General features: G+C 67.5%; 19 protein-coding genes. 9 read left to right on the forward strand and 10 right to left on the reverse strand.

The genetic code is table 11. The features are described from left to right. Positions 1-29: 29 nt before the first annotated feature. Positions 30-1,529 (reverse strand): exodeoxyribonuclease VII large subunit, encoded by a 1,500-nt coding sequence (gene xseA, locus TZ53_RS03550; RefSeq protein WP_025549422.1) that lies wholly within the window; start codon positions 1,527-1,529, stop codon positions 30-32. A 7-nt stretch (positions 1,530-1,536) separates the two neighbouring features. Here xseA and purD point away from each other — a divergent pair, with 7 nt between their 5' ends. Together purD and TZ53_RS03560 are read left to right on the forward strand one after the other, a co-directional pair. After that, complete coding sequence (gene purD, locus TZ53_RS03555; RefSeq protein ID WP_044660433.1) at positions 1,537-2,820, forward strand: phosphoribosylamine--glycine ligase; 1,284 nt, start codon at positions 1,537-1,539, stop codon at positions 2,818-2,820. 64 nt (positions 2,821-2,884) lie between these two features. After that, positions 2,885-3,412: a hypothetical protein gene (locus tag TZ53_RS03560; protein ID WP_044660434.1), complete on the forward strand. Its 528-nt coding sequence runs from the start codon at positions 2,885-2,887 to the stop codon at positions 3,410-3,412. Positions 3,413-3,416: 4 nt separating this feature from the next. Here the strand turns inward: TZ53_RS03560 and TZ53_RS03565 are convergent, their stop codons facing one another. Then, complete coding sequence (locus TZ53_RS03565) at positions 3,417-4,373, reverse strand: acyltransferase family protein (RefSeq protein WP_044660435.1); 957 nt, start codon at positions 4,371-4,373, stop codon at positions 3,417-3,419. 117 nt (positions 4,374-4,490) lie between these two features. Here TZ53_RS03565 and TZ53_RS03570 point away from each other — a divergent pair, with 117 nt between their 5' ends. Then, positions 4,491-5,204, forward strand: coding sequence for a GDSL-type esterase/lipase family protein (locus TZ53_RS03570; protein WP_044660436.1), 714 nt, complete (start codon positions 4,491-4,493; stop codon positions 5,202-5,204). 96 nt (positions 5,205-5,300) lie between these two features. Here TZ53_RS03570 and TZ53_RS03575 read toward each other — a convergent pair whose 3' ends face one another. From TZ53_RS03575 to TZ53_RS03590, 4 genes are read right to left on the reverse strand one after another with little or no spacing between them, the layout of a single operon-like run. Further along, positions 5,301-6,098, reverse strand: a complete 798-nt coding sequence (locus tag TZ53_RS03575; RefSeq protein ID WP_025549418.1) for an inositol monophosphatase family protein — start codon at positions 6,096-6,098, stop codon at positions 5,301-5,303. Beyond that, positions 6,085-7,431, reverse strand: a complete 1,347-nt coding sequence (locus TZ53_RS03580) for a TldD/PmbA family protein (protein ID WP_044660437.1) — start codon at positions 7,429-7,431, stop codon at positions 6,085-6,087. Before TZ53_RS03580 ends, TZ53_RS03575 begins: the two co-directional genes overlap by 14 nt. Before the next feature lie 48 nt (positions 7,432-7,479). Then, positions 7,480-8,412 (reverse strand): NAD(+) diphosphatase, encoded by a 933-nt coding sequence (nudC, locus tag TZ53_RS03585; protein ID WP_044660438.1) that lies wholly within the window; start codon positions 8,410-8,412, stop codon positions 7,480-7,482. Continuing rightward, a complete protein-coding gene (locus TZ53_RS03590; protein ID WP_044660439.1) occupies positions 8,399-9,469 on the reverse strand; it encodes an A/G-specific adenine glycosylase in 1,071 nt (356 codons plus the stop codon). The genes nudC and TZ53_RS03590 overlap by 14 nt, the downstream gene beginning before the upstream one ends. A gap of 26 nt (positions 9,470-9,495) precedes the next feature. Between TZ53_RS03590 and TZ53_RS03595 the strand changes: the two genes are divergently transcribed. From TZ53_RS03595 to smc, 4 genes are all read left to right on the forward strand, one after another. Then, positions 9,496-10,038, forward strand: a complete 543-nt coding sequence (locus TZ53_RS03595) for a DUF721 domain-containing protein (RefSeq protein WP_044660440.1) — start codon at positions 9,496-9,498, stop codon at positions 10,036-10,038. 70 nt (positions 10,039-10,108) lie between these two features. Next, on the forward strand, positions 10,109-10,780 hold the full coding sequence (locus TZ53_RS03600; protein WP_044660441.1) for a DsbA family protein: 672 nt from the start codon (positions 10,109-10,111) through the stop codon (positions 10,778-10,780). Positions 10,781-10,828: 48 nt separating this feature from the next. Then, complete coding sequence (locus tag TZ53_RS03605) at positions 10,829-11,563, forward strand: thioredoxin domain-containing protein (RefSeq protein ID WP_044660442.1); 735 nt, start codon at positions 10,829-10,831, stop codon at positions 11,561-11,563. Positions 11,564-11,643: 80 nt separating this feature from the next. After that, positions 11,644-15,087, forward strand: coding sequence for a chromosome segregation protein SMC (gene smc, locus TZ53_RS03610; RefSeq protein ID WP_044660443.1), 3,444 nt, complete (start codon positions 11,644-11,646; stop codon positions 15,085-15,087). Positions 15,088-15,144: 57 nt separating this feature from the next. On the opposite strand, the gene TZ53_RS03615 is transcribed toward smc, so the two are convergent. Continuing rightward, the gene (locus tag TZ53_RS03615; protein WP_044660444.1) at positions 15,145-16,602 is read right to left on the reverse strand and encodes a phospholipase D-like domain-containing protein; all 1,458 of its coding nucleotides are present in this window, start codon (positions 16,600-16,602) and stop codon (positions 15,145-15,147) included. Beyond that, on the reverse strand, positions 16,599-17,501 hold the full coding sequence (gene ubiA / locus TZ53_RS03620) for a 4-hydroxybenzoate octaprenyltransferase (RefSeq protein ID WP_044660445.1): 903 nt from the start codon (positions 17,499-17,501) through the stop codon (positions 16,599-16,601). The genes TZ53_RS03615 and ubiA overlap by 4 nt, the downstream gene beginning before the upstream one ends. A gap of 121 nt (positions 17,502-17,622) precedes the next feature. On the opposite strand from ubiA, the gene TZ53_RS03625 reads away from it, so the two are divergent. Beyond that, positions 17,623-18,369 (forward strand): 16S rRNA (uracil(1498)-N(3))-methyltransferase, encoded by a 747-nt coding sequence (locus tag TZ53_RS03625; protein WP_044660446.1) that lies wholly within the window; start codon positions 17,623-17,625, stop codon positions 18,367-18,369. Between the two features lie 115 nt (positions 18,370-18,484). Continuing rightward, complete coding sequence (locus tag TZ53_RS03630; protein WP_044660447.1) at positions 18,485-19,858, forward strand: glutamate--cysteine ligase; 1,374 nt, start codon at positions 18,485-18,487, stop codon at positions 19,856-19,858. 96 nt (positions 19,859-19,954) lie between these two features. Here the strand turns inward: TZ53_RS03630 and TZ53_RS03635 are convergent, their stop codons facing one another. Both TZ53_RS03635 and TZ53_RS03640 read right to left on the reverse strand, forming a co-directional pair. Continuing rightward, positions 19,955-21,250 carry a methyltransferase family protein gene (locus TZ53_RS03635; RefSeq protein WP_044660448.1) on the reverse strand — a complete coding sequence of 432 codons (1,296 nt, stop codon included), beginning with the start codon at positions 21,248-21,250 and terminating at the stop codon, positions 19,955-19,957. 102 nt (positions 21,251-21,352) lie between these two features. After that, complete coding sequence (locus TZ53_RS03640; RefSeq protein ID WP_044662832.1) at positions 21,353-21,979, reverse strand: DUF1345 domain-containing protein; 627 nt, start codon at positions 21,977-21,979, stop codon at positions 21,353-21,355. Positions 21,980-21,994: the final 15 nt, after the last annotated feature.

The raw sequence follows: 21,994 nt of genomic DNA on the forward strand, positions 1-21,994 counted from the left end.
GATCACTCGGCCTTTCCTGTGCAACGGCGTCATTGGGAAAACAGGTCCTGCTGGCCCGTCTCCTGGCCCTCGCGCGCTTTGCGCGGGGTGCGTGACGGAGTCGATATAGCCTCGGCGGCGGGCTTCTCAAGGGGCGTGCCGCCATCGATGCTCGCACCCACCGCGCCGTCGCGGAAATGCAGGCTGACCGCGCCCGCCGCCCGCGCCTCCGCCACGGATTTCACCAGCCGGTCGCCCGCCATCACCCGCGCGAAGCCGCGTTGCAGCGGCAGGTCGGGATTGACCGACGTGAAGAGACGCGAGACGCGATCGAAAGCGGTCGCCCGGTCCTTGTAAACGCGCTCCAGATAATCCGGGCGCAGCCGCAACCGGCCGACGCGCTCGGCGGCGCGGTTGACATATTGGCGCAGCAGGGCGGGCCGCAACGCGCCGCCCGCCTGCCCCAGATGCGCCCGCGCATCGGCAACGCGATGCCGCAATCCGCTGACCAGACCATCGGACAGTTGGTCCAGCCGCTGGCGCTGGGGTGCGAGCAGCATATCGGGCGTCGGCATCAGCCGCGCCTGCATCTCCAGCCGCTCGCGCGCCTGCGCCGCTCCTCGCCGCACGGCCCGGTCCATGCGCAAGCCCTGCTCCGTCAGCATCGCCAGCAGCTCCGCCCGCACCGGCACCGCCATTTCCGCCGCCGCCGTGGGCGTCGGCGCGCGCATGTCGGCGGCATAGTCGCAGAGCGTCGTATCCGTTTCATGCCCCACGGCGGAGATGATCGGGATCGAACATTCCGCCACGGCGCGGACGACGATCTCCTCGTTGAAGCTCCACAAATCCTCGATCGAGCCGCCGCCACGCGCCACGATCACCAGATCGGGCCGGGGCACAGGGCCGCCCGGCTGCATCTCGCTGAACCCGCGCACCGCCCGCGCCACCTGCTCAGCGGCGCCCTGTCCCTGCACCAGCACCGGCCAGAGCAGCACCTGCGTCGGGCAGCGGTCCTCCAGACGGTGGAGAATGTCCCGGATCACCGCCCCGGTGGGCGACGTCACGACACCGATGACGCGCGGCATGAAGGGCAAACGCCGCTTGCGCTCCCGGTCGAACAGCCCCTCCGCCGCCAGCTTCTGCTTCAATTTCTCCAGCAGCGCCATCAGCGCGCCTTCGCCCGCCAGCTCCATCCGCTCGATCACGATCTGATATTTGGAGCGCCCCGGATAGGTGGTGAGCTTGCCGGTGGCGATCACCTCCACCCCGTCCTGCGGCGCGAAGGGCAGGCGCGCCGCCCCGCCCTTCCACATCACGCCGTCGATCACGGCATTGTCGTCCTTCAGGCACAGATAGATGTGCCCCGACCCGGCCCGCTTGAAGCCGGAAATCTCTCCGCGCAGGCGGACATGGCCGAAACGGTCCTCGACCGTGCGCTTCAGCAGGGCCGACAATTCGCTCACCGACAGCGGCGGCGCGTTGTCCCCTGAGCGTTCCTCGGCTAACAGGCGCCCCGAGACATCGAAACCAGCTTCATATTCCGGGGACATGGGCGAAATGAACATCCTTCTGTTGGGCGGCGGCGGCCGCGAACATGCTCTGGCCTGGAAGCTGGCGCAATCGCCCGCTCTCAGCACCCTTTATGCCGCGCCGGGCAACCCCGGCATAGCCCAGCATGCGACATTGGTCGACCTTGATGCCACGGATCATCGCGCCGTCGTGGATTTCTGCCTGCGCCACAGCATCGGCCTGGTGGTGATCGGCCCGGAAGCACCGCTGGTCGACGGGCTGGCCGACAATCTGCGGGTCAAGGGCTATCCGGTCTTCGGTCCGGGCAAGAAGGCGGCGCAGCTTGAGGGGTCCAAGGGGTTCACCAAGGACCTGTGCAAGCGCGCGGGCATCCCGACCGCCGCCTATGAGCGCGTCACCAGCAAGGACGGCGCCATCGCCGCGCTGGACGATTTCGCGCTGCCGGTCGTGATCAAGGCGGACGGTCTGGCGGCGGGCAAGGGCGTGATCATCGCGGAAACGCGGGAAGAGGCGCTGGAGGCGCTCGATTCCATGTTCTCCGGCGCGTTCGGCGCGGCGGGCGAGGAAGTGGTGCTGGAAGAATTCATGACCGGCGAGGAAGCGAGCTTCTTCGCCCTGACCGACGGCAGCGCCATCCTGCCCTTCGGATCGGCGCAGGATCACAAGCGCGTGGGCGACGGCGACACCGGCCCCAATACCGGCGGCATGGGCGCCTACAGCCCGGCCCGCGTGCTGACCCCGGAACTGGAAGCGGAAGTGATCGAGAAGATCGTCCGCCCCACCGTCGACACGCTCGCCGCCGAAGGGACGCCTTATAGCGGCGTGCTCTATGCCGGGCTGATGCTGACCGCCGAAGGGCCGAAGCTGATCGAATATAATGCCCGCTTCGGTGATCCTGAATGCCAGGTGCTGATGATGCGCTTCGACGGCGATCTGGTGGCGCTGCTGCTCGCGGTGGCGGAGGGCAGGCTGGCCGAACAGGGTCCGGTGCAACTGGCGGACCGCGCCGCGCTCACCATCGTCATGGCCGCGAACGGCTATCCCGGCACCCCGGAAAAGGGCGGCGCGATCACCGGAATCGACGCGGCGGAAGCCACGGGAGCGCGGGTTTTCCATGCGGGCACGGCGGACAGGGACGGCACGATCGTCGCCCATGGCGGCCGCGTGCTGAACGTCACCGCGACCGGCGGCACGGTGAAGGCGGCGCAGCAGGCGGCCTATAAGGCAGTCGACGCCATCGGCTTCCCGACCGGCTTCTGCCGCCGCGATATTGGGTGGCGGGAGGTCGCGCGGGAGGAAAGCGCGCGCTGATCCCCTTGCGGCGTGCCCTCAACCATCCTTAAATAGGCCAAATTCGGACAGGGAGGGACGAGCGATGCAAGAATTTTTCATGGACTATGGCCTGTGGCTGCTGATCGCGCTGTTGGTCATCATCGGCATCGTCTTCCTGCTGTCCGGGCGCAACCGGCCGAGCGAACCTTCCGTCCCGGTGGAGGCCAAGAAGCCCACCACCCCCGTTTCCGCGCCGCCTGCTTCCGCCCCGCCCCTTTCCAAGCCGGCGGAGCCGGTCGTACCCGAACCCGTCGCCGCTGCCCCGGCTCCGGTCGACGCTGCGGCGCCCATCGCGGTCCCGGCGTCGCCGGCGGTCACCACAGCGTCCGGCGATGCCGACGACCTGCTGAGGTTGAAGGGTGTCGGCCCCAAGCTCAACACGCTGCTGATCGAACTGGGCGTAACGCGCTATGCCCAGATCGCCGGCTGGAGCGATGCCGACATTGCCGCAATCGATGCGAAGCTGGGCAATTTCAAGGGCCGCCCGGTGCGCGACCAGTGGATCGACCAGGCGAAATATCTCGCCGCCGGAGACGTTGCCGGTTTCGAAGCCAAATATGGCAAGATCTGAACGGTCAGGCCGGTAGGGGCGCTTTGGCCAGGGGCGGGACCGTCCCGCTCCCTTGCGGCAGGCTGCCGAACAGCAGCGGCAACAGCGTGCCGCGCGCCGTCAGGCGACATGCCAGCGCAAGCAGCAGGAGCGACAGCGCCAGCGTCGCTGCCGGGCCCACATCCGTCATGACGAGCACGCCCATGACCAGCGGGTGCCACAGGTAGAAGAACAGGCTGTCGCGCCCGATCGCATTGACCGGCGCGAAATCCAGCCGCAGGGCGGACAGCATCGGCAGCAGCGCGATCAGGCCAAGGCACATCAAAAGCCGCGCAGGCACGAAGGCCAGGACATTGTCGGCATCATAGAGGCCGGACCACCAGAGAAGGCCCAGCAGCGCGACCGCCCCGGCGATCGGCAGATAGCGTCGCGAAACCCGCCGCTCCGCCATCAGCATGCCGAAGAAGAAATAGACCAGATAGCGCAGGAAGCGGCTGTCGGGCGAAAACAGACTGTCCCCCACCGGTCCATGATGGAGGCCGAAGCCATACATGATCGCCAGGCTGACCGGCGTGCCGACCGCCAGCAGCGCCAGCGGGGTGAAGGGCAGCAGCCGCGTCAGCATGATCAGGAAGAACAACGTCGGCACATACCAGAGGTGAAAGGGCGGCCGGAACAACAGGTCGAACGGCAGGGTCCAGCGGAGCGCCGCGCCGCTCGCGATCAGGTACACCATGCCGGCAAAAAGCCAGGGCAGCAGCATCCGCCGGCCATAGCGGGACATCAGGCGCTGGATACTGTCGGTGCGGATGCGGGTGACGTTGAGCAGATAGCCGGAGATGCCGACCATCAACGGCATGCGAAAACCCGACCCGACCCACAGCGCCAGATCGTGGCCGCCGGTCAGTTCCATCACGTGCCCACCCATGACGAGCAGGATCAGCACGCCTTTCAGCAGGTCGATCGACGGATTCTTGCCCACAAAAATTGCCCCGGTGCAGGAATCGGAACGATATCGTTACATTCTTGCCGGATCGTTAAGGCGCAGTAGGGAATTTCGGCTTTGCGCCGTAGAAAAAGACGCTACTTATATCCTTCGATGAAGACGCCGCTGCTGCAACGCCTCGACGCCTCGCCTTTCGCCAAATGGGGGCTGGCGGCCCTCATCTTCTGCCTGATCGTCGGTAGCTGGCTGGCGGTAGGCCGATACCGCGCGGCGCATGTGGCGCTGCCGGACGACGCGCCCGGGCCAAGCGCCTGTTCGCTCTGGTTCGTAGGCAGTTCTTCCATGCGCCGCTGGACCAGCCTCAACCACGACATGGCGCCGTGGAAAGCGCATAACCGCGGTATCGATGATGCCACCTTTGCCGAGATCCTGCCGCGCTTCGCCAATGCGGCGCAGGACAGCAAACCCGTGGCGATCATCCTCTATGCCGGGGAGAACGACATCGCCAACGGCATTGAGGTTCGCACCGTCCTCCGCAACCTTGGGCGATTTCTGGACCTGCGCAACCGGATGATGGGTGACGTGCCGGTCGTGATATTGTCGATGAAGCCCAGTCCGGCGCGGCGGTCGATCTTCAAGAGCCAGATGCTGTTCAACGCGGCGACGCAAGGGCTGATCGAGCGCATGCCGCTGACCTATTATGCCGACATCACGACGCCGCTGCTGAAGGATGGAAAGCTGGGCGACAATTATCGGGCGGACGGCGTCCATATGAATCCGGCCGGATATGGCATCTGGGCGGGGGTGGTGCGCCAGCGACTGAACGACGTCCTGCCGGCCGAGACTGTCCGTCGCTGCGTGGCTTGATATGTGGAAGGGTGGCTGCCTCTCTGTTTTCGCCAAGCCGCCCATGCCAATGGCGGCGATTGGCCACCATCATGGTATCTCAAGCCCGGCGACGCTTCACCCGCGTCCCAATATTTCCCGTGCGCGCGGCGCCAGCCGCTCCGCTGCGGCGGCATGGATTCCTGGCGCGGCGCACAGCAAGCCGAAGGCGGTCGGCTGCGGCCGGTTGAAGGAAAAGGGATTGCTGAGCGCATCGGTGACGATCGCCCCCGCCTCCTCCGCGATCAGCGCGGCGGCGGCGACGTCCCATTCATTGCCCCAGCGCACCGTGGCGACCAGATCGGCCTCGTCCGCCGCCACCATCGCCATGCGCAGCGCGATGCTGTTGGGCTTGTCGACGGTGACGAGATCGCGGTCATGGCGGGGCAACTGATCCGCCGGCACTCGTGAACCCGGCAGGACGGCCCGCGATCCGGCCTGCAAGGTCCGGCCGTTGCGGGTCGCCCCCGCGCCTGCCTGCGCTATCCACAGTTCGTTGCGCGCAGGCGCCGCCAATATGCCGAAGCGCACCGCGCCATGCTCCACCAGCGCCACCGATACCGCCCAGCCGGGCCGCCCGCGCAGATAATCCCGCGTCCCGTCGATCGGATCGACAACCCAGACCCGCGGCAGGTTCAGCCGGTGAACGGTGTCCGCCGTCTCCTCCGACAGCCAGCCGGCCGACGGATCGATGGCGTAGAGCCGCTCGCGCAGCATCGCGTCCAGTTCCAGATCGGCCTCGCACACCGGATGGCCGGGCACCTTCTCCCACTGGCGCACGCGCGTTTCCCCGCCCGCCCAGAGCGTCAGGGCCCGGTCAGCCGCGTCCGATACGACCGCCACCACCTCGCGCAAGGAGATGTCAGCCGCCGGCAACGGTCATCCCGTCGATACGGAGGGTCGGCACGTTCATGCCATAGCGGAAGGCGAGGTCGTTGGCCGGCACCAGCGCCCGGAACATGTCCTTCAAATTGCTGGCGATGGTGATTTCCGACACGGCCTGACCCACGGCGCCATTTTCGATCAGGAAACCCGCAGCACCCCGGCTGTAATCCCCGGTCACGCCGTTGACGCCCATGCCGATCAGTTCGGTGACATAGAGGCCGCGCTTCACGTCCGCCATCAGTTCGCCCGGCGACAGCGTGCCCGGCTCCATATGGACATTGGTGACGCCCGCACCCGGCGCGCCGCTGCCGCCCCGGCTGGCATGGCCGGTCGGCTCCAGCCCCAATTGCCGCGCCGAAGCGCTGTCCATCAGCCAGCCGGTCAGCACGCCCCTGTCGATCAATGCGCGGCGTTCGACCGGAAGCCCCTCGCCGTCGAAGGGTCGCGAACGCAGGCCGCGCAACCGCAGCGGATCGTCGATGATCGTGATGGCCGCATCGAACAGCGCCTCGCCCAGCGATTCCAGCAGGAAGCTCGACCGCCGCGCAATGGCGGGGCCTACCATGCCGCCGATCAGATGCCCGACCAGGCTGGAGCCGATGCGCGGGTCGAAGATCACCGGCATCACGCCGCTGCCCACCTTCACCGGATTGAGCCGCGCCACCGCCCGATGCCCGGCGCGGGTGCCGACCGTTTCGGCATCGTCCAGATCCTCGATATGGCGGACGCTGTGGCTGGCATGGTCGCGCTGCATGTCGGCGCCGGTCCCGGCCAGCACGCTCGCCCAGGTCGAATGGCTCGTCCCCGCATAGGCCCCGGCAAAGCCATGGCTGGTCGCCAACGCCATCTGGCTCCGCCCGGTCGCCGCGCCGCCGCCCTCGCTGTTGGTGACGCCTGGCACGGCCCGCGCCGCCTCCTCGGCTATCATGGCGCGCTCCCTGAGCTGCGCCGGTTCCGGCTCGAACGGATCGGTCAGGTCCAGCGCGGGCAGCTTCTTCCTGAGCAGCCGGTCTTCGGGCGCAAGGCCCGCATAGGGGTCTTCCGGCGCCTGCCCCGCCATGGCGATGCAGCGGTCGACCAAGGTCGCCAAGGTCGCCGGATTCATGTCCGACGCCGAAATGCTGGCGGACCGGCGGCCGATGAACACGCGCAGGCCGATTTCCTCGCCTTCCGACCGCTCCACATCCTCCAGCGCGCCCAGCCGCACGGATACATTGGTCGAGGCGTTGCAGGCATAGATGGCGTCGGCCGCATCCGCCCCCGCCCGGCGCGCCGCCGTCACCAGATCCTGCGCGCGGGACTGGGCTTCTTCTAGGCTGAGCATGGACTGTGTCGATTCCTGAAAGGGGATATGCAGGGCGAAGGGGCGGCCTTACGCGCTTGGGCCATGGTCGGCAACCTGCCCTTCCGGTCGCTCATCCAGCCAGTGCCGCAGCAGATGCCAGGCGACCGCCATCGGCGGCGGCGCGATGAAGGGCGCGTCCTCTTCGCCAGCCATCGCGGCGCGAACGCCAGCCTCGTCGCACCAGAAGGCATGTTCGATCTCATTTTCATCGATCTTCAGCGCGTCGTCATCGGCCTGCGCCGTGCAGGCGATCATCAGCGAGGAGGGGAAGGGCCAGGGCTGGCTGGTCACATAGCGCACGGCATGGGTGGCGACGCCCGCTTCCTCCTTGATCTCGCGGATGACGGCTTCCTCCAGCGTCTCGCCCGGCTCGACGAAGCCGGCCAGCGCCGAATAGCGCCCCGCCGGCCAGCTATGCTGCCGCCCCAGCAACACCCGCCCGCGATGTTCGGCCAGCATGATCACCACCGGATCGACGCGGGGGAAATGCTCGGCCCGGCACGACCCGCATCGCCGCGACCAGCCCGCCTTGACCGGCGCCGTGCGCTGCCCGCACACCGAACAGAAGCGATGCCGCGCATGCCAGGCCAGCAGGCTGCGCGCCGCGCCGTAGAGGGCAACCTCATGCCCCGGCACCTCATCCGCCAGCGCACGGCTGCGCGGCGTGGCGAAGAAGCTGTCCGGCGCATCCGCCAGCAGTTCCACGAAGATCGGCCGCTGCTGCTCATCCACGCCCAGCAGCGCATGATGCTCGATCCAGGCATCGTCCGGCAGCGGCTCCATGACCAGATGCCCGCCCTCGACCACCGGCTCCAGCCCTTCCAGCACGACGCGGCGCGCCAGCGGCGAGGCAAAGGCCTCCGCCAGCAAAGCGGGATTGGTGCGGACATGGTCGACCCGGTCCAGCCGTCCCCCGCCAAAGGCCACGAGCCGCGAATAGGGGGCGTTAGAGCCGTGCATCGTCCATTCTCTCCTTCATCGCTGCCTCGGCGGCGCGAGCGAACAGGGTCGGCAGGCCCGCCTTCCCGATGTCCGCCACGGGCCACCATTCGCCCTCGCCGGGCGGCGTCACGTCCGGCCCCACATGGGCATGGTGCACCGTCAATGCGAGGGAGAAATGGGTAAAAACATGCGCGACTGGCTCGGCCACCCGCCGCCATGGCGCGGCAAGCGGCGGCGTCGCGTCGGGCGCATCGTTCCAATCCGACGAAGGCAGCGCCCGCATGCCGCCCAGCATGCCCTTGTCGGGCCGCCGCACCAGCCAGACATGTCCGTCGGGCCGCTCGATCCACCAGCCATGGCCCAAGCGGTGCGGCTTGGCCTTCTTCGCCGCCTTGACCGGGAAAGCGGCGGGATCGGCGGTGCGGAAAGCCGCGCAATCCTCCCGCAAGGGGCAAATGCCGCAGGCGGGGTTGCGCGCCGTACAGATGGTCGCGCCCAGGTCCATCATCGCCTGCGCGAAGTCCCCGGCGCGGGCATCGGGCGTGATCGCGTCGGTCGCGGCGCGAATCTCCGGGCGCGCCGCGGGCAAGGGCGTGGCGATGGCGAAAAGCCGCGCCACCACCCGCTCGACATTGGCGTCGACCACCACGGCGCGCCGCCCGAAGGCGATCGCCGCCACCGCCGCCGCCGTATAGGCGCCTACGCCCGGCAGGGCGCGCAGGCCCTCTTCGGTATCGGGAAACACCCCGCCATGGTCGTTCGCCACCGCCCGGGCGCAGGCCAGCAGATTGCGGGCGCGGGCATAATAGCCCAGCCCTGCCCAGGCGGCCATGACCTCGGCATCCTGTTCCGCCGCCAAAGCCGCCACATCGGGCCAGCGCTGCGTGAATTTCGCGAAATAGGGCCCGACCGCCGCCACCGTGGTCTGCTGGAGCATCACCTCCGACAGCCAGACGCGATAGGGATCGGCGGCATTGGCCCCCGGCGGGGCGCGCCAGGGCAGTCTGCGCGCATGCACATCGTAATGAGCGAGCAGATCGGATGCTATTTTCTGGATGTTACCCTCGACGCGCATGCCGCCCCTATGCCATTAAGCGAGGCATGACGGAACGCCCCCCGACTCCCAAAATGAAAAGCCGCAAGTCGGATGCGGAAGACCGCCCGCGCATCGGCGCGCCGCGCCGAATCGCGGACCTGATGCCCGCCATCGGCGCCGCCGCCTTCCGCAAGTTCGGCTTCGTCCAGTCCAGCATCGTCACCCGCTGGGCGGAGATCGTCGGCCCGCATTATGCGGCGATCAGCGAACCCGAATCGATCCGCTTCCCGGTCGGCAAGAAGGCGGGCGGCACATTGCAGCTCACCGTCATGAGCGGCCATGCACCGATGATCCAGCATGTGCTGCCCGACATTGTCGAACGGGTGAACCGCTTCTTCGGCTATGCCGCCGTCGCCCGGGTGGCGATGAAACAGGGGATGGTCCAGGCAAGGGAACCGGAACGCCCCCCCCCCCCGGTCAACCTCAAACCCATTCCGGTCGAGCTGGGCGATTCCCTGCGCGACATTGGCGATCCGGAACTGCGCGCGGTGCTGGAATCCCTGGCGCAAGGGCTGGCCAACAGCAGCGGTTTGCCCAAGATCAGCTAGTATCGCAGTTGAGCAGTTCAAACTTGACAACCTCAGCCGTGACAGGGGCGGCGCATCACTGGACCACCGCATGACGAAAATCCGTTTGGCTTTCCTCGCCCTGCTCGCCATTTCCGCGAGCGCATCCCTGTCCGCATGGGCCGCCCCCGCCGCCGACTGGCTGGGCCGGATCGCCCTCTCTCCCATGGGCGGCCATGTGCTGGGCAATCCCGCCGCGCCGACGAAGCTGGTCGAATATGTCAGCTACACCTGCTCGCACTGCGCCCATTTCGTGGGAGAGGCCAGCGAGCCGCTTCGCGCCCGTTATGTGAAGGGCGGCACGCTGAGCGTCGAAGTGCGCAACGCGGTGCGCGACCGATATGACCTGACCGCCGCGCTGCTTGCCCGCTGCGGCGGCCCGAGGCGCTTCTTCGGCAATCATGAGGCGCTGTTCGCCAATCAGGATGCCTGGATGGAAAAGCTCCAGGCCTATGAGAAAGACGCCGCCAAGCCCGCCGACCAGAAGGCCGCGCTGCGCGACATCGGGCAAAAGACCGGCCTCTACGCCCTGATGGCGAAGCGCGGCTACAAGCCCGCCCAGCTCGACGCCTGCATCAACGATCCCGCATCGATGAAGCAGATCCTCGCCATGACGGACGAAGCCTGGAACAAGCTGCGGATCGGCGGCACGCCTGCCTTCACGCTAAACGGCACGCTGGTTCATGGATCGGACTGGACGCGGTTGCAGGCTGCATTGCCCTGATCTAAACCCTTCGACGACAACGCCCGACGATACGGAGCCCAGAACAACGTGAAAGCCCTTTCCGGACTTGCCCTGATCGCCCTCAGCCTGACCGTCGCCGCCTGCGGCAAGAAGGAAGGAGGCAGCGCCACCTCCGCCGAACCGGTCGCCGCCGTCGCCGCGCCGGCCGGCACCAAATGGTCGGAGACGATCGCCACGACGCCCGACGGCCATTTCGTCATGGGCAATCCCAATGCGAAGGTGAAGCTGGTCGAATATGGCTCCTACACCTGTTCGCACTGCCGCGACTTCGCCGCCGAATCGGCCGAGGAGATCAGGCAGATCGTCGATTCCGGCAAGATGAGCTTCGAATTCCGCAACTATGTGCGCGATCCGATCGACATTTCGACGGCGCTGCTGGCCCGTTGCGGCGGCAAGGACATCTTCTATCCGCTGTCCGACCAGTTCTTCGCCAACCAGAACGCCATGTTCGAAAAGGCGCAGGCGCTGGGCGACGAAAGGTACAAGGCGCTGATGAGCGCGCCCCCGGCCCAGCGCTTCGGCCAGCTCGCCGCCGCCGTCGGCCTGGTCGACTTCGCCAAGCAGCGCGGCATATCGGAAGATCAGGCGAAGCAATGCCTGGCCGACACCGCCGCCGCCGAAAAGCTGGCCAAGGGCGTAGAGGACGCCAATCAGCAATATAAGATCGAGGGCACGCCGACCTTCATCCTGAACGGCGTGACGGTGGAGAACACCGCCGCCTGGCCCGCGCTGCGCACGAAGCTCAAGGAAGCGGGGATCTGATTGGACAAGGGGGGGCTGACATCGTCGGTCCGGCTTCCTGCTGATGGCGGGGCGGCTCCGCGCTGCCCCGATCTTGCACGATGCAGATAAAGCGCCTCAAGCTCTCCGGCTTCAAGAGCTTCGTCGACCCGACGGAGCTGCGCATCGAACCCGGCCTGACCGGCATTGTCGGGCCCAATGGCTGCGGCAAGTCGAACCTGCTGGAGGCGATCCGCTGGGTCATGGGCGAATCCAGCGCCAAGTCGATGCGCGGCGGCGGCATGGAGGATGTGATCTTCGCGGGCACCTCCACCCGCCCGCAGCGCGATTTCGCGGAAGTCTCGCTGCTCACCATCCAGGAACAGGGCGAGCTGTTCAATGCGGTGGAAGTCGGTACGGACGGGGAACTGGAAGTCACCCGCCGGATCGAGCGCGGGGCGGGCAGCGCCTATCGCGCCAATGGCCGCGACCTCCGGGCGAAGGACGTGTCGCTGATCTTCGCGGACGCCGCCACCGGCCCGCATAGCCCCGCTCTGGTCAGCCAGGGGCGCATCGCCGCCGTGATCGCCGCCCGCCCGCAGGAACGCCGCGCCATGCTGGAGGAAGCGGCGGGCATTTCCGGCCTGCATGTCCGGCGCAAGGATGCCGAACAGAAGCTGCGCGCCGCCGAAGCGAATCTGATGCGGCTGGACGAAATCCTGTCCGACATGGACGCCCGCGCCAACAGCCTGCGGCGTCAGGCCAAAGCGGCGGAGCGCTATATCCGCCTGTCGGAGCAGATCCGCATTGGCGAGGCGCGGGTGATCTTCGCCCGCTGGCGCGAGGCCGCCGCCAGCGCGGACGCCGCCCGTGCCGAAGCCAAGCAGGCCGAAAGCGCCGTCGCCGCCGCGCAGGAGGCGCAGCAGGCAGCAGCCGTCCATGCCAATGCCGCCGTCGAAACGCTTGCGCAGAGACGCGCCGCCGCCCAGGCCGCCCGCGACGCCGCGAGCGAAGCAGGCCACAAGCTCGCCGCGCTGCGCACCGAGCGCGACGGCGTGGTCCGCCGCCTCCACGACCTCGCCCAGCAGGCCGCACGGCTGGAAGAGGACAGGGAGCGGGAAGGCACGCTCGCCAACGACGCGGCGGAGGCCATTGCCCGCCTCGCTGGCGAGATCGCCGTGCTCAAGGCGCGCATCGCGCAAACCGAAGCGATGCGTCCCGATTTCGCCGGGCGCATCGCCCGCGCGGAGGATACCGCCCGCGACGCCGAACTCGATCTTGCCAAGGCGATGGCGAAGCAGGCGGGCGAGCAGGCGGAACTGCGCGTGGCAGAGGCTGCGCTGGCCGCTGCGCGCACCCGCCTCGACCGCGCCTCCCGCGAGGCGCAGCGGCTGGAAGCCGAAGCCGCCGCGCTGCCCGACCCGGCGCCGCTGCAAGGGAAAAGGGCCGAAGCGATCGCGGCCCAGCAGCAGGCCGGCACCGACCGCGACGCCGCCGAAGCCGCGATCCGCGCCGCCGAGACCAGCCGTGCCGAAGCGGCCGAGGCCCGTGCCGCCGCCGAAGCCGCCCTGTCCTCCGCCCGCGCCACCCTTGCCGCGCTCGACAGCGAAGCCGCTGCGCTCCAGCGCGCCGTCGACAGCGGCACAGGCAACCGCAGCCGCGCGCTCGACCGGCTGAAGGCGGCGCCCGGCTATGAACGCGCGCTCGCGGCGGCGCTGGGGGACGATCTGGAAGCGCCCATCGCGACCGAAGGCAAGCGGCGCTGGGCCGGCGCCGCCGCGCTCGCCGGCGACCCGTCCTTGCCCGAAGGCTGCGCCGCCCTCTCCGCCCATGTCACCGCCCCGCCCGAACTCGCCCGCCGTCTGGCGCAGGTCGCGGTGGCGGACGGCGACGAAGGCCAGGTCCTTGCGGTCGGCCAGCGTCTCGTCACCAGGGACGGACAGCTTCGCCGCTGGGACGGCTATGTCGCCATCGAGGGTGGCGCCGCCGCCGCCGAACGGCTGATCCGGCTCAACCGCCTCGAAGCCATTGCCGCCGCCCGGCCTGCCGCCAAAGCCGAGGTCGAGACGGCCCGCGCCGCGCAGGACGCCGCCTCGATGCGCGAGCGGGAGGCGGCCCAGACGCTGGCCGCCGGCCGCACTCAGCTTGCGGATGCGGACCAGCGGCTGCGCACCGCCCTGCGGGCCGCCGATGAAGCCGCCACCGCGCTCGAACGGCTGATCGGGCGCCGCGAGGCGATAGAGGAGCGGTTGAGCGAAGCCCGCGGCGACCTCGCCGCGGCGCAGGCCGAGCATGACAAGGCGCAGGCCGGCCGCGCCGCCATGCCCGATGGGGAGGAGACCCGCGCCCAGGTCGCCACGCTGCAGCAGGCGAGCGAGAAGGCAAGGCTCGCCGTCAGCCAGCTACAGGCCGATCAGGCGCTGGCGGATCGCGCGCTCGCCAGCGACCGCGAACGCATGGCCGCCGCCGATGCGGAGGCCAGGGGGTGGCGCGCCCGTGCCGGCGAAGCGGCCAAGCGCATCGCCGCCATGGTCGAGCGTGGCGAGGGCATAGCGAAGGAACGGGCCGAGATCGCGGACCAGCCGGACGGTCTGGCCGCCGCCATCGCCATGTTGAGCGAGCAGGGCGACACATTGACGCAGGCCGCGGACGCCGCCCGCCGCGAGGAAAGCGAAGCCGAAGCCGCGCTCCGCGCCGCCGAACAGCGCGCGGCGCAGGCGGGCGAAGCGCTCGCCAACGCCCGCGAAGCCCGCGCCACCGCCGCCGCGCGTGCCGAGGCGGCGGATGAGAAGCGGGTCGAAACCAACCGCCTCTCCGGTGAACGCTTCGAGTGCCCGCCGCCGGTCCTGCCGGAGAAACTGGGTTTCGCCAGCGCCGACATCCGCATCGCCCAGAGCGAGCAGGCTGAGCATGACCGGCTCGTCACCGAACGCGAGCGCATCGGCCCGGTCAACCTCGTCGCCGCGCAGGAACTGGAGGAGCTGGAGGCCACGCAGGCCAACAGCCGCGCCGAAAGCGAGGAACTGACCCAGGCGATCAACCGCCTGCGCGGCTCCATCGGCAGTTTGAACAGGGAGGGGCGGCAGCGCCTGCTCGCCGCGTTCGAGGCGGTGGACGGTCATTTCCGCCGCCTGTTCACCACCCTGTTCAACGGCGGCCAGGCGCATCTGGAACTGATCGACAGCGACGATCCGCTGGAAGCGGGGCTGGAGATCATGGCCCAGCCGCCGGGCAAGAAGCTCGCCGCCTTGACGCTCCTTTCCGGCGGCGAGCAGGCGCTGACCGCCGTCGCCCTGATCTTCGGGCTGTTCCTGACGAACCCCGCGCCGATCTGCGTCCTGGATGAAGTCGACGCGCCGCTGGACGACGCCAATGTCGAGCGTTTCTGCGACCTGCTCGACGCCATGGTGGGGCAGACCGACACGCGATACCTGATCGTCAGCCATAATGCGGTGACGATGGCGCGCATGCACCGGCTGTTCGGCGTGACGATGGTGGAACGGGGCGTCAGTCGGCTGGTTTCGGTCAATCTGGGCGGCGCGGAGGCACTTCTGGCGGCGGAATAGCTGATCCTATTTTCGTAACCGTCATTCCCGCGGAATCGGAAATGACGGAAAAGAGAGCTACCCCCCCTCCGTCCATCCACGCATCCGGCGGAAAAGTCCGCGCTCCGTGATCGGCTCCAGCATCTCGCCCGGTCCTTCGGGATCGAGCACCTCATGATCCGCCAGCCAGGCCTGCACGTCGTTCAGGTCAGGCGTCACATAGGGCCGCAAGGTCCGTCCCGGCCTGTCGCGCAACTGTTCGATGGCCGCGATCAGCCCACGCTCGGCAATCACCGCCGCCACGCGCTCGACGGGCAGGTCTAGATGCTCCGCGACCAGATCGTCGCGGATCCCCCGGATCGCATCCTCGCGCCCCGCATTGGCGGGCAGCGCGGAATCGATCGTCACGTCGCATTCGGTGTCCAGCCGCATCGAGCGGTTGTTCATGTTGGACGATCCGACGCGCAGCACCCGATCGTCGACGATCAGTATCTTGGCATGGACATAGATCGGCTCCCCCCGCGCGGTGAAGGGATGATAGAGCCGGAACCGGTCATGGACGTCCCGAGCCTTCAGCGCCTCGAACAGCCGGGCGCGGGCCGTGTCCATCGCCTGCTGCTCCAGCCAGCCATCGGCCTGTTCCGGGTTGACGATGACGATTTCCGGCCCGTTCTCTTCCGCCAGCCGCGCCGCAATCGCCTCGGCAATGCGGCGGGAGGCGAAATATTGGCTCTCCGCGTAGATATACCGCCGCGCCGACGCGATCTGGTTCACATAGAGCCGCTCGATCTCGATCAGCGGCTCCTGATCCTCCATCTCCGGCGCGGAGCGGGATATGGCGATGTCGACATCCTCGAACTGCACCGGCAACGCATCGGGCCAGCAATCCTGCTCGCCCTCGACCGGCGCCAGTTCCCCGCCGCCCGCACCCGTCCACCGCGCCCGCGCATGCTGGCCCAGCGCCGCGGCCACCGGTCCCTGCAAGGCGGTCGTCGCGTCATGCCAGGGGCCATAGGGCGAGCCGTCCGGGTGCCGCCGCCATGGTTCCTCATCACGGTGATGCCGCGTGTCCCAGCGGTCGGCCGTCATGTCGATCCCGCCGCAAAAGGCGAAGCAATCGTCGATCACCACGATCTTCTGATGGTGGGAGGCGGCGGTCGGATGATGGCTGTCCAGCTTTACGGTGATGCGCGGATTGGCCATCCAGCGGACCGTGGTGAACAGGTTGGACGGACGCACCATGGACTTCATCGCCCCGACATCCCATCGCAGCAGGAATATCTCCAGTTCCGGGGTCCGCTCCACCAGCCAGCTTATGAAATCCCCGATCACCGTGGGCGCGCCGTCGCTCGCCTCATCCTCCCGGATCAGCGTGATCGCGGCATCGAAGTCCCAGCCGATCAGCATGATCCGCTGCTTCGCCTTCATCATCGCGGCGCGGGCATGGCGGAAATAGGCATCCGCATCGATGATCACGCTGGCCTTCAGCGCCCGCGCGATCCGCCAGCAATCCTCTCCCTCGCGCGGACCGTTCATGCGCTTCCCACCACCAGACAGCCCAGGAACATCAACAGCCCCGCAAAGCGATTGGAGCGGAATTTGGCCAAGGGATCGATGCCGTCCTCCTTCAACGTCGCGACCTGCCATCCCAGATGCGCCGCCATCGGCAGCAACGCCGCCAAAGCCAGACCCTGCGGCCGGACCTGCCAGATCGCGCCGCCCCACAGCGCCAGCGCGAGCGCATAGCACAGCGCCACGCCCGCGCGCACATGCCTGCCCATGGACAGGGCGCTCGACCCGATGCCGATCAGCGCGTCGTCCTCCCGATCCTGCAAGGCATAGATGGTGTCATAGCCCATCACCCAGACGATGCAGCCGCCATAGAGCAACAACCCCGGCAGGGCGAGGGTTCCCGCCACCTCGCTCCACCCGACCAGCGCGGCCCAGGAAAAGACCAGCCCCAGCCAGATTTGCGGCCAGCCGGTGATCCGCTTCATGAAGGGATAGGCCGCCACCAGCGCCAGCGAGCCCAAGGCGACGATCTGCGCATATGGATGCAGTTGGAGCAGCACCGCCAGCCCGACCAGGCAGAGGGACAGCAGCCATATCCACGCCGTCCCCAGCGACACCGCTCCACTCGCGAGCGGGCGCGACGCGGTGCGCGCCACCTGCCGGTCGAGGTCGCGGTCGACGATGTCGTTGAACACGCATCCCGCGCCCCGCATGGCGATGCTGCCCAGCAACAGCCAGAGGATCAGCGGCCAGTGCGCCCACGCGCCCCCCGCCAGCGCCACCGCCCATGCCCCCGGCCAGAACAGCAGCCACCAGCCGATCGGCCTGTCGAACCGCGCCAGCAAGGCAAGCGCGCGGGGAATGTCCGGCAATCGCGCCACCAATCCGCGCGCTTCGCTGTCGGGAACGATGCTACTTGCCACACTCACTCCGTTCGCCCTGTTTGACCGAGTCCCTTGCCTCGTTCAAATGTCGAAGGGCTCACTTGCTCTTTAGAGAAGAAAAGGGCTTCGACAAGCTCAGCCCGAACGGAGTTCGAACCGAATGACCGCAACCCCCGCCTGGCCGCCGCAAAGCGCCCCGCGCCTCCATGTCGAAACCCTGCTTGGCGAGGGCGTTTCCGTGCCCGTCGACGGCAACCCGGCCCATTACCTCATCAGCGTCATGCGGGTGAAGCCGGACGACATCGTCCTGCTGTTCGACGGCCGCTCGGGCGAATGGGCGGCCCGGGCCCGCGACATCCGCCGGCGCGACCTGGTGCTGGAGGTCGTCAGCCAGACCAGGCCGCCGGAGGACGTCCCCGATTTCTGGCTCTGCTGCGCGCCGATCAGGAAGGGCCGCATCGACCTGATCGCGGAAAAGGCCTGCGAATTGGGGGTGGCGCGGCTGCAGCCCGTGCTTACCCGCCGCGCCGTGGTAGACCGGCTCAATCTGGATCGCCTGCACGCCCATCTGGTGGAGGCGGCCGAACAATGCGGCCGCACCGCGGTTCCCGATCTTGGGGAGATGGTGAAGCTCGACGCGCTGCTTCGGGATTGGCGCGACGATCGCTGGCTTTTCTTCGCGGACGAGACCGGCGGCGAACCGCTGGCCGATACGCTCAAGGCCCATCCCGGCCCCGCGGCCTTCCTGATCGGCCCCGAGGGCGGCTTCGACCCCGCCGAACGCGAAGCGATCCGCGCGCACCGCCAATCCGTGGCCGTCTCGCTCGGCCCCCGCATCCTGCGTGCCGAAACCGCCGCCATCGCCGCGACGACTGCATGGATGACGATCAACGGGGACTGGCGATAAGGGTATCCCAACATCGTTTTCTTCCGCAACCGGATTGAAGCCGTCATCAACGCAGCTTATTTGAGCGCCGAACGTTGCGGCTTTGACGCAACCGGGGGAAAGATTAAGGCGGGGCATGAGCACCAGAACCGACTCAGGGGGGACCGATCCCATCATCGAGAGCCGCGACCAGTTGATCGCGGCCTTCGCCAAGGGCGCCAAGCCCAAGGATCGCTGGCGCATCGGCACGGAGCATGAGAAATTCGTCTATGCCAAGGCGGATTTCCATGCGCCCAGCTATGATGAGCGCGGCGGCATCCACACGCTGCTGATCGGCCTTACCCGCTATGGCTGGAACCCGGTGTTCGAGGGGGAGAATATCATCGCCCTCTCCGGCACCGACGGCACCATCAGCCTGGAACCGGCGGGGCAGCTCGAACTGTCGGGCGCGCCGCTGGAAAATCTGCACCAGACCTGCGCGGAGACCAGCCGGCACCTGGAACAGGTCAAATATGTCGGCGACATGCTGGGCCTGGGTTTCCTGGGCCTGGGCATGTGGCCGGACAAGACGCGCGAAGAACTGCCCATCATGCCCAAGGGCCGCTACGACATCATGCTGCGCCACATGCCGCGCGTCGGCACGATGGGCCTGGACATGATGCTGCGCACCTGCACCATCCAGACCAACCTCGACTATGGGAGCGAGGCGGACATGGTGAAGAAGTTCCGCGTCTCGCTGGCCCTGCAACCTCTGGCGACCGCTTTGTTCGCCAACTCGCCCTTCACCGAAGGCAAGCCCAACGGCTTCCTCTCCTATCGCAGCCATATCTGGTCGGACACCGACCCCGGCCGCACCGGCATGCTGCCCTTCGTGTTCGAGGACGGCTTCGGCTATGAACGCTATGCCGACTATGCGCTCGATGTGCCGATGTATTTCGTCTATCGCGACGGCCGATATATCGACGCGGCGGGCCAGAGCTTCCGCGACTTCCTGAACGGCGAACTGCCCGCCCTGCCCGGCGAGAAGCCGACCGAGAAGGATTGGGAGGATCATCTTTCCACCGCCTTCCCGGAGGTGCGAATGAAGAGCTTCCTCGAAATGCGCGGCGCGGACGGCGGGCCGTGGAACCGCATCTGCGCGCTGCCGGCGCTATGGGTCGGGCTGCTCTATGACGAAGGCGCGCTGGACGCCGCCTGGGATCTGGTCAAGGACTGGAGCATGGAGGAACGGCAGGTTCTGCGCGATTCCGTGCCGAAACTGGCGCTGGATGCCCCCATCGGCGGCAATCGCAAGCTGCGCGACATCGCTGGCGAAGCGCTCGACATCGCCCGCAGCGGCCTTTCCGCCCGCGCCCGGCTCAATGCGTCGGGCGACAATGAAAGCGGCTTCCTCGCCCCGCTGGACGAGATCGTGGCGTCGGGCCGGACCCATGCCGAACGCCTCCTCGCCCGCTATCATGAGGAATGGAAGGGCGACCTCAGCCAAATCTACGCTGAAGAAAGCTTCTAGGCGGGATTGGCGGGATGCTGGAGAACGACGGCATCCCCCATTCGTCATGCTAAACTCGTTCAGCATGACGGGCCTTCGAATGCAGGAAACGAACAGCTATTCGGCAGGCTGAACCGCGCTCAAAGGCTTCCGCCCCGCTGCCCACGCAAAAAAGCGCGGCACTACACCATTGCGCGCCATCCACTCGCTATAGGCCCGATATTCTGAATCGGCGCTCAAATGCGCTTCCTCGGTCTTCGCGCGCCAATAATAGACCGCGTTGGTCACGCCCAGCAGCGCGCAGTTCCGCACCACATCGGTCAAACTCCCTGACAGGCTCAAAAAAGGCAGGGCTGAAAACCACCAGAACAGATTCTTCGACAGATAGGCAGGATGCCGCGTCCAGCGATAGGGGCCATGCGTCAGAATGCCCCGATGCGTCAGGTTGGAAAAGCGCAGCCCGAAGGCGACCGTCGCCCAGGCGTAGATGGCCGTCAGCAATACCAGCCATCCGCCCAGCAGCCATTGCAGGACGCCATGCCCCCGCGTCCAGACATCCCATTCCGCCCCGCCCGCATGATAATCGAGCGGGCCGCCATTGCCCATCAGCACGAAGGGCGGATAGCAGATCAGCGCCGCCACCCACCCGGCCAGCAGCGGATTGGCGGTGCGGATATGCGAATCCAGCGGCTTGCAGGTCAGCATATAGCCGACCGTCGCCATGCAGACGTCGATCATGAACATGACCGCGATCAGGAAGCTCGCCAGAGCCACCGGATGGCTGACCGCATCCTCGATCCGCCATTCGACCACGCTGGCGAAATTGCCGGGCACGATCGACAGCATGAAGGCAAGGAAGAAGCCCTTCACCGCCCAGGCCCGGGCATGATGGGCGACCTCGGCCTTGTCCGCAGCGCCGGCGGCCCCGCCGATCACCCATTGACCGAAGGCATAGCCTGCGTCCCTGGGCTCGACCAGCCGCCGGTCCAGCCAGATCACATAGGGCACCGATGCCGCCAGCAGCCAGGGCGCCGCGCCCATCAGCACATTCATGGAAAGGCGATAATCCCCGCTCCAGTACCAGCGGGCGATGCAATAGAAGACCGCTATGGCAAGCCATGTCGCCCACAGGCCGGCGATCTTGACGATGCTGACATCCAGCACCGCCCGCCACGGCCGCGCGGGCGCGGTCCAGTCGATCCCCGTCGATGCGCGGCGATGCACCTTGTCGACCAGCAGCGACCACGACACCATCGGCAGGCCGCAGGCGACGACCGCGGCAAAACCCGCATTCGGCCCATTCATCCCATAATGGCGCGCGACCAGCGTCCAAAGCCCCAGCCCGACCAGCCCGGCCACGCCAACACCGTGGCTGACGGCGGACTTCGGACAGGGATCGGCTTTGTCGCTCATGCCGCGGCCCTAGCGGAAATTGGTAAACAACCCCCGAAGGTCGGAAGGGGGGAATGTCCGCATCTGGCCACATCCCGAACGCCCGCTTTAAAACCCGTCGGTTCAGATGCCGCCCAGCACATTGATGGTGAACGCCAATATGCCCAGGTTGAACAGGAACGCCGCGAGGCAATGGAACAGCGCCGCCTGCCGCATGCCCCGGCTGGTCACCGACACGTCGGATGTCTGGAACGTCATCCCCAATGTGAAGGCGAAATAGAGGAAATCCCAATAGCCCGGCTCCTGCATGTCGGGAAAATCAAGCCCGCCGCTGTCGCCGCCCTTGCCATCGCCCAGATAGAAGATATGCGCATAGTGCATCGCATAGACGAGATTGGAAAACAGCCAGGCCAGCGCCAATGTCGCCAGCAGCAGCGCGACCGCCGCCTTGCTCGGCCCGCCATGCTGGCTGACCGCCACGCCGACGGCGACCAGGATCACCACCGACACGATCCCGGTCAGCAGCAGCATCAACTGCCGGTTCGCATCGTTTTCCGCCGCCTTGCGCCGCATCGCATCCGCATCGGAATCCAGCAGCGGCCAGACCGACAGGATGAACGCCAGCGCCGCCAGGTCGAACCCTGCCATTACCGCCTCATGCCAGCGCAGCACCAGGCCGAACGGCGCCATGCTGGCCAGCAGGGCCAGGAACATGCCATAACGCCAGGGAAATATCCGGGATCGGTTCATGGGCGCATCAAAGGC

The sequence above is a fragment of the Sphingobium sp. YBL2 genome, assembly GCF_000943805.1.
Taxonomy (GTDB): domain Bacteria; phylum Pseudomonadota; class Alphaproteobacteria; order Sphingomonadales; family Sphingomonadaceae; genus Sphingobium; species Sphingobium fuliginis.

Excerpts from the sequence above, each read along its gene's own strand:
- TZ53_RS03625 (WP_044660446.1), top strand. The coding sequence starts at position 17,623 with ATGACCGCAACCCCCGCCTGGCCGCCGCAAAGCGCCCCGCGCCTCCAT.
- TZ53_RS03580 (WP_044660437.1), bottom strand. The coding sequence starts at position 7,431 with ATGCTCAGCCTAGAAGAAGCCCAGTCCCGCGCGCAGGATCTGGTGACG.
- nudC (WP_044660438.1), bottom strand. The coding sequence starts at position 8,412 with ATGCACGGCTCTAACGCCCCCTATTCGCGGCTCGTGGCCTTTGGCGGG.
- TZ53_RS03570 (WP_044660436.1), top strand. The coding sequence starts at position 4,491 with ATGAAGACGCCGCTGCTGCAACGCCTCGACGCCTCGCCTTTCGCCAAA.
- purD (WP_044660433.1), top strand. The coding sequence starts at position 1,537 with ATGAACATCCTTCTGTTGGGCGGCGGCGGCCGCGAACATGCTCTGGCC.
- xseA (WP_025549422.1), bottom strand. The coding sequence starts at position 1,529 with ATGTCCCCGGAATATGAAGCTGGTTTCGATGTCTCGGGGCGCCTGTTA.
- TZ53_RS03560 (WP_044660434.1), top strand. The coding sequence starts at position 2,885 with ATGCAAGAATTTTTCATGGACTATGGCCTGTGGCTGCTGATCGCGCTG.
- TZ53_RS03635 (WP_044660448.1), bottom strand. The coding sequence starts at position 21,250 with ATGAGCGACAAAGCCGATCCCTGTCCGAAGTCCGCCGTCAGCCACGGT.
- TZ53_RS03615 (WP_044660444.1), bottom strand. The coding sequence starts at position 16,602 with ATGAACGGTCCGCGCGAGGGAGAGGATTGCTGGCGGATCGCGCGGGCG.
- TZ53_RS03630 (WP_044660447.1), top strand. The coding sequence starts at position 18,485 with ATGAGCACCAGAACCGACTCAGGGGGGACCGATCCCATCATCGAGAGC.
- TZ53_RS03595 (WP_044660440.1), top strand. The coding sequence starts at position 9,496 with ATGACGGAACGCCCCCCGACTCCCAAAATGAAAAGCCGCAAGTCGGAT.
- TZ53_RS03590 (WP_044660439.1), bottom strand. The coding sequence starts at position 9,469 with ATGCGCGTCGAGGGTAACATCCAGAAAATAGCATCCGATCTGCTCGCT.
- TZ53_RS03640 (WP_044662832.1), bottom strand. The coding sequence starts at position 21,979 with ATGAACCGATCCCGGATATTTCCCTGGCGTTATGGCATGTTCCTGGCC.
- smc (WP_044660443.1), top strand. The coding sequence starts at position 11,644 with ATGCAGATAAAGCGCCTCAAGCTCTCCGGCTTCAAGAGCTTCGTCGAC.
- TZ53_RS03600 (WP_044660441.1), top strand. The coding sequence starts at position 10,109 with ATGACGAAAATCCGTTTGGCTTTCCTCGCCCTGCTCGCCATTTCCGCG.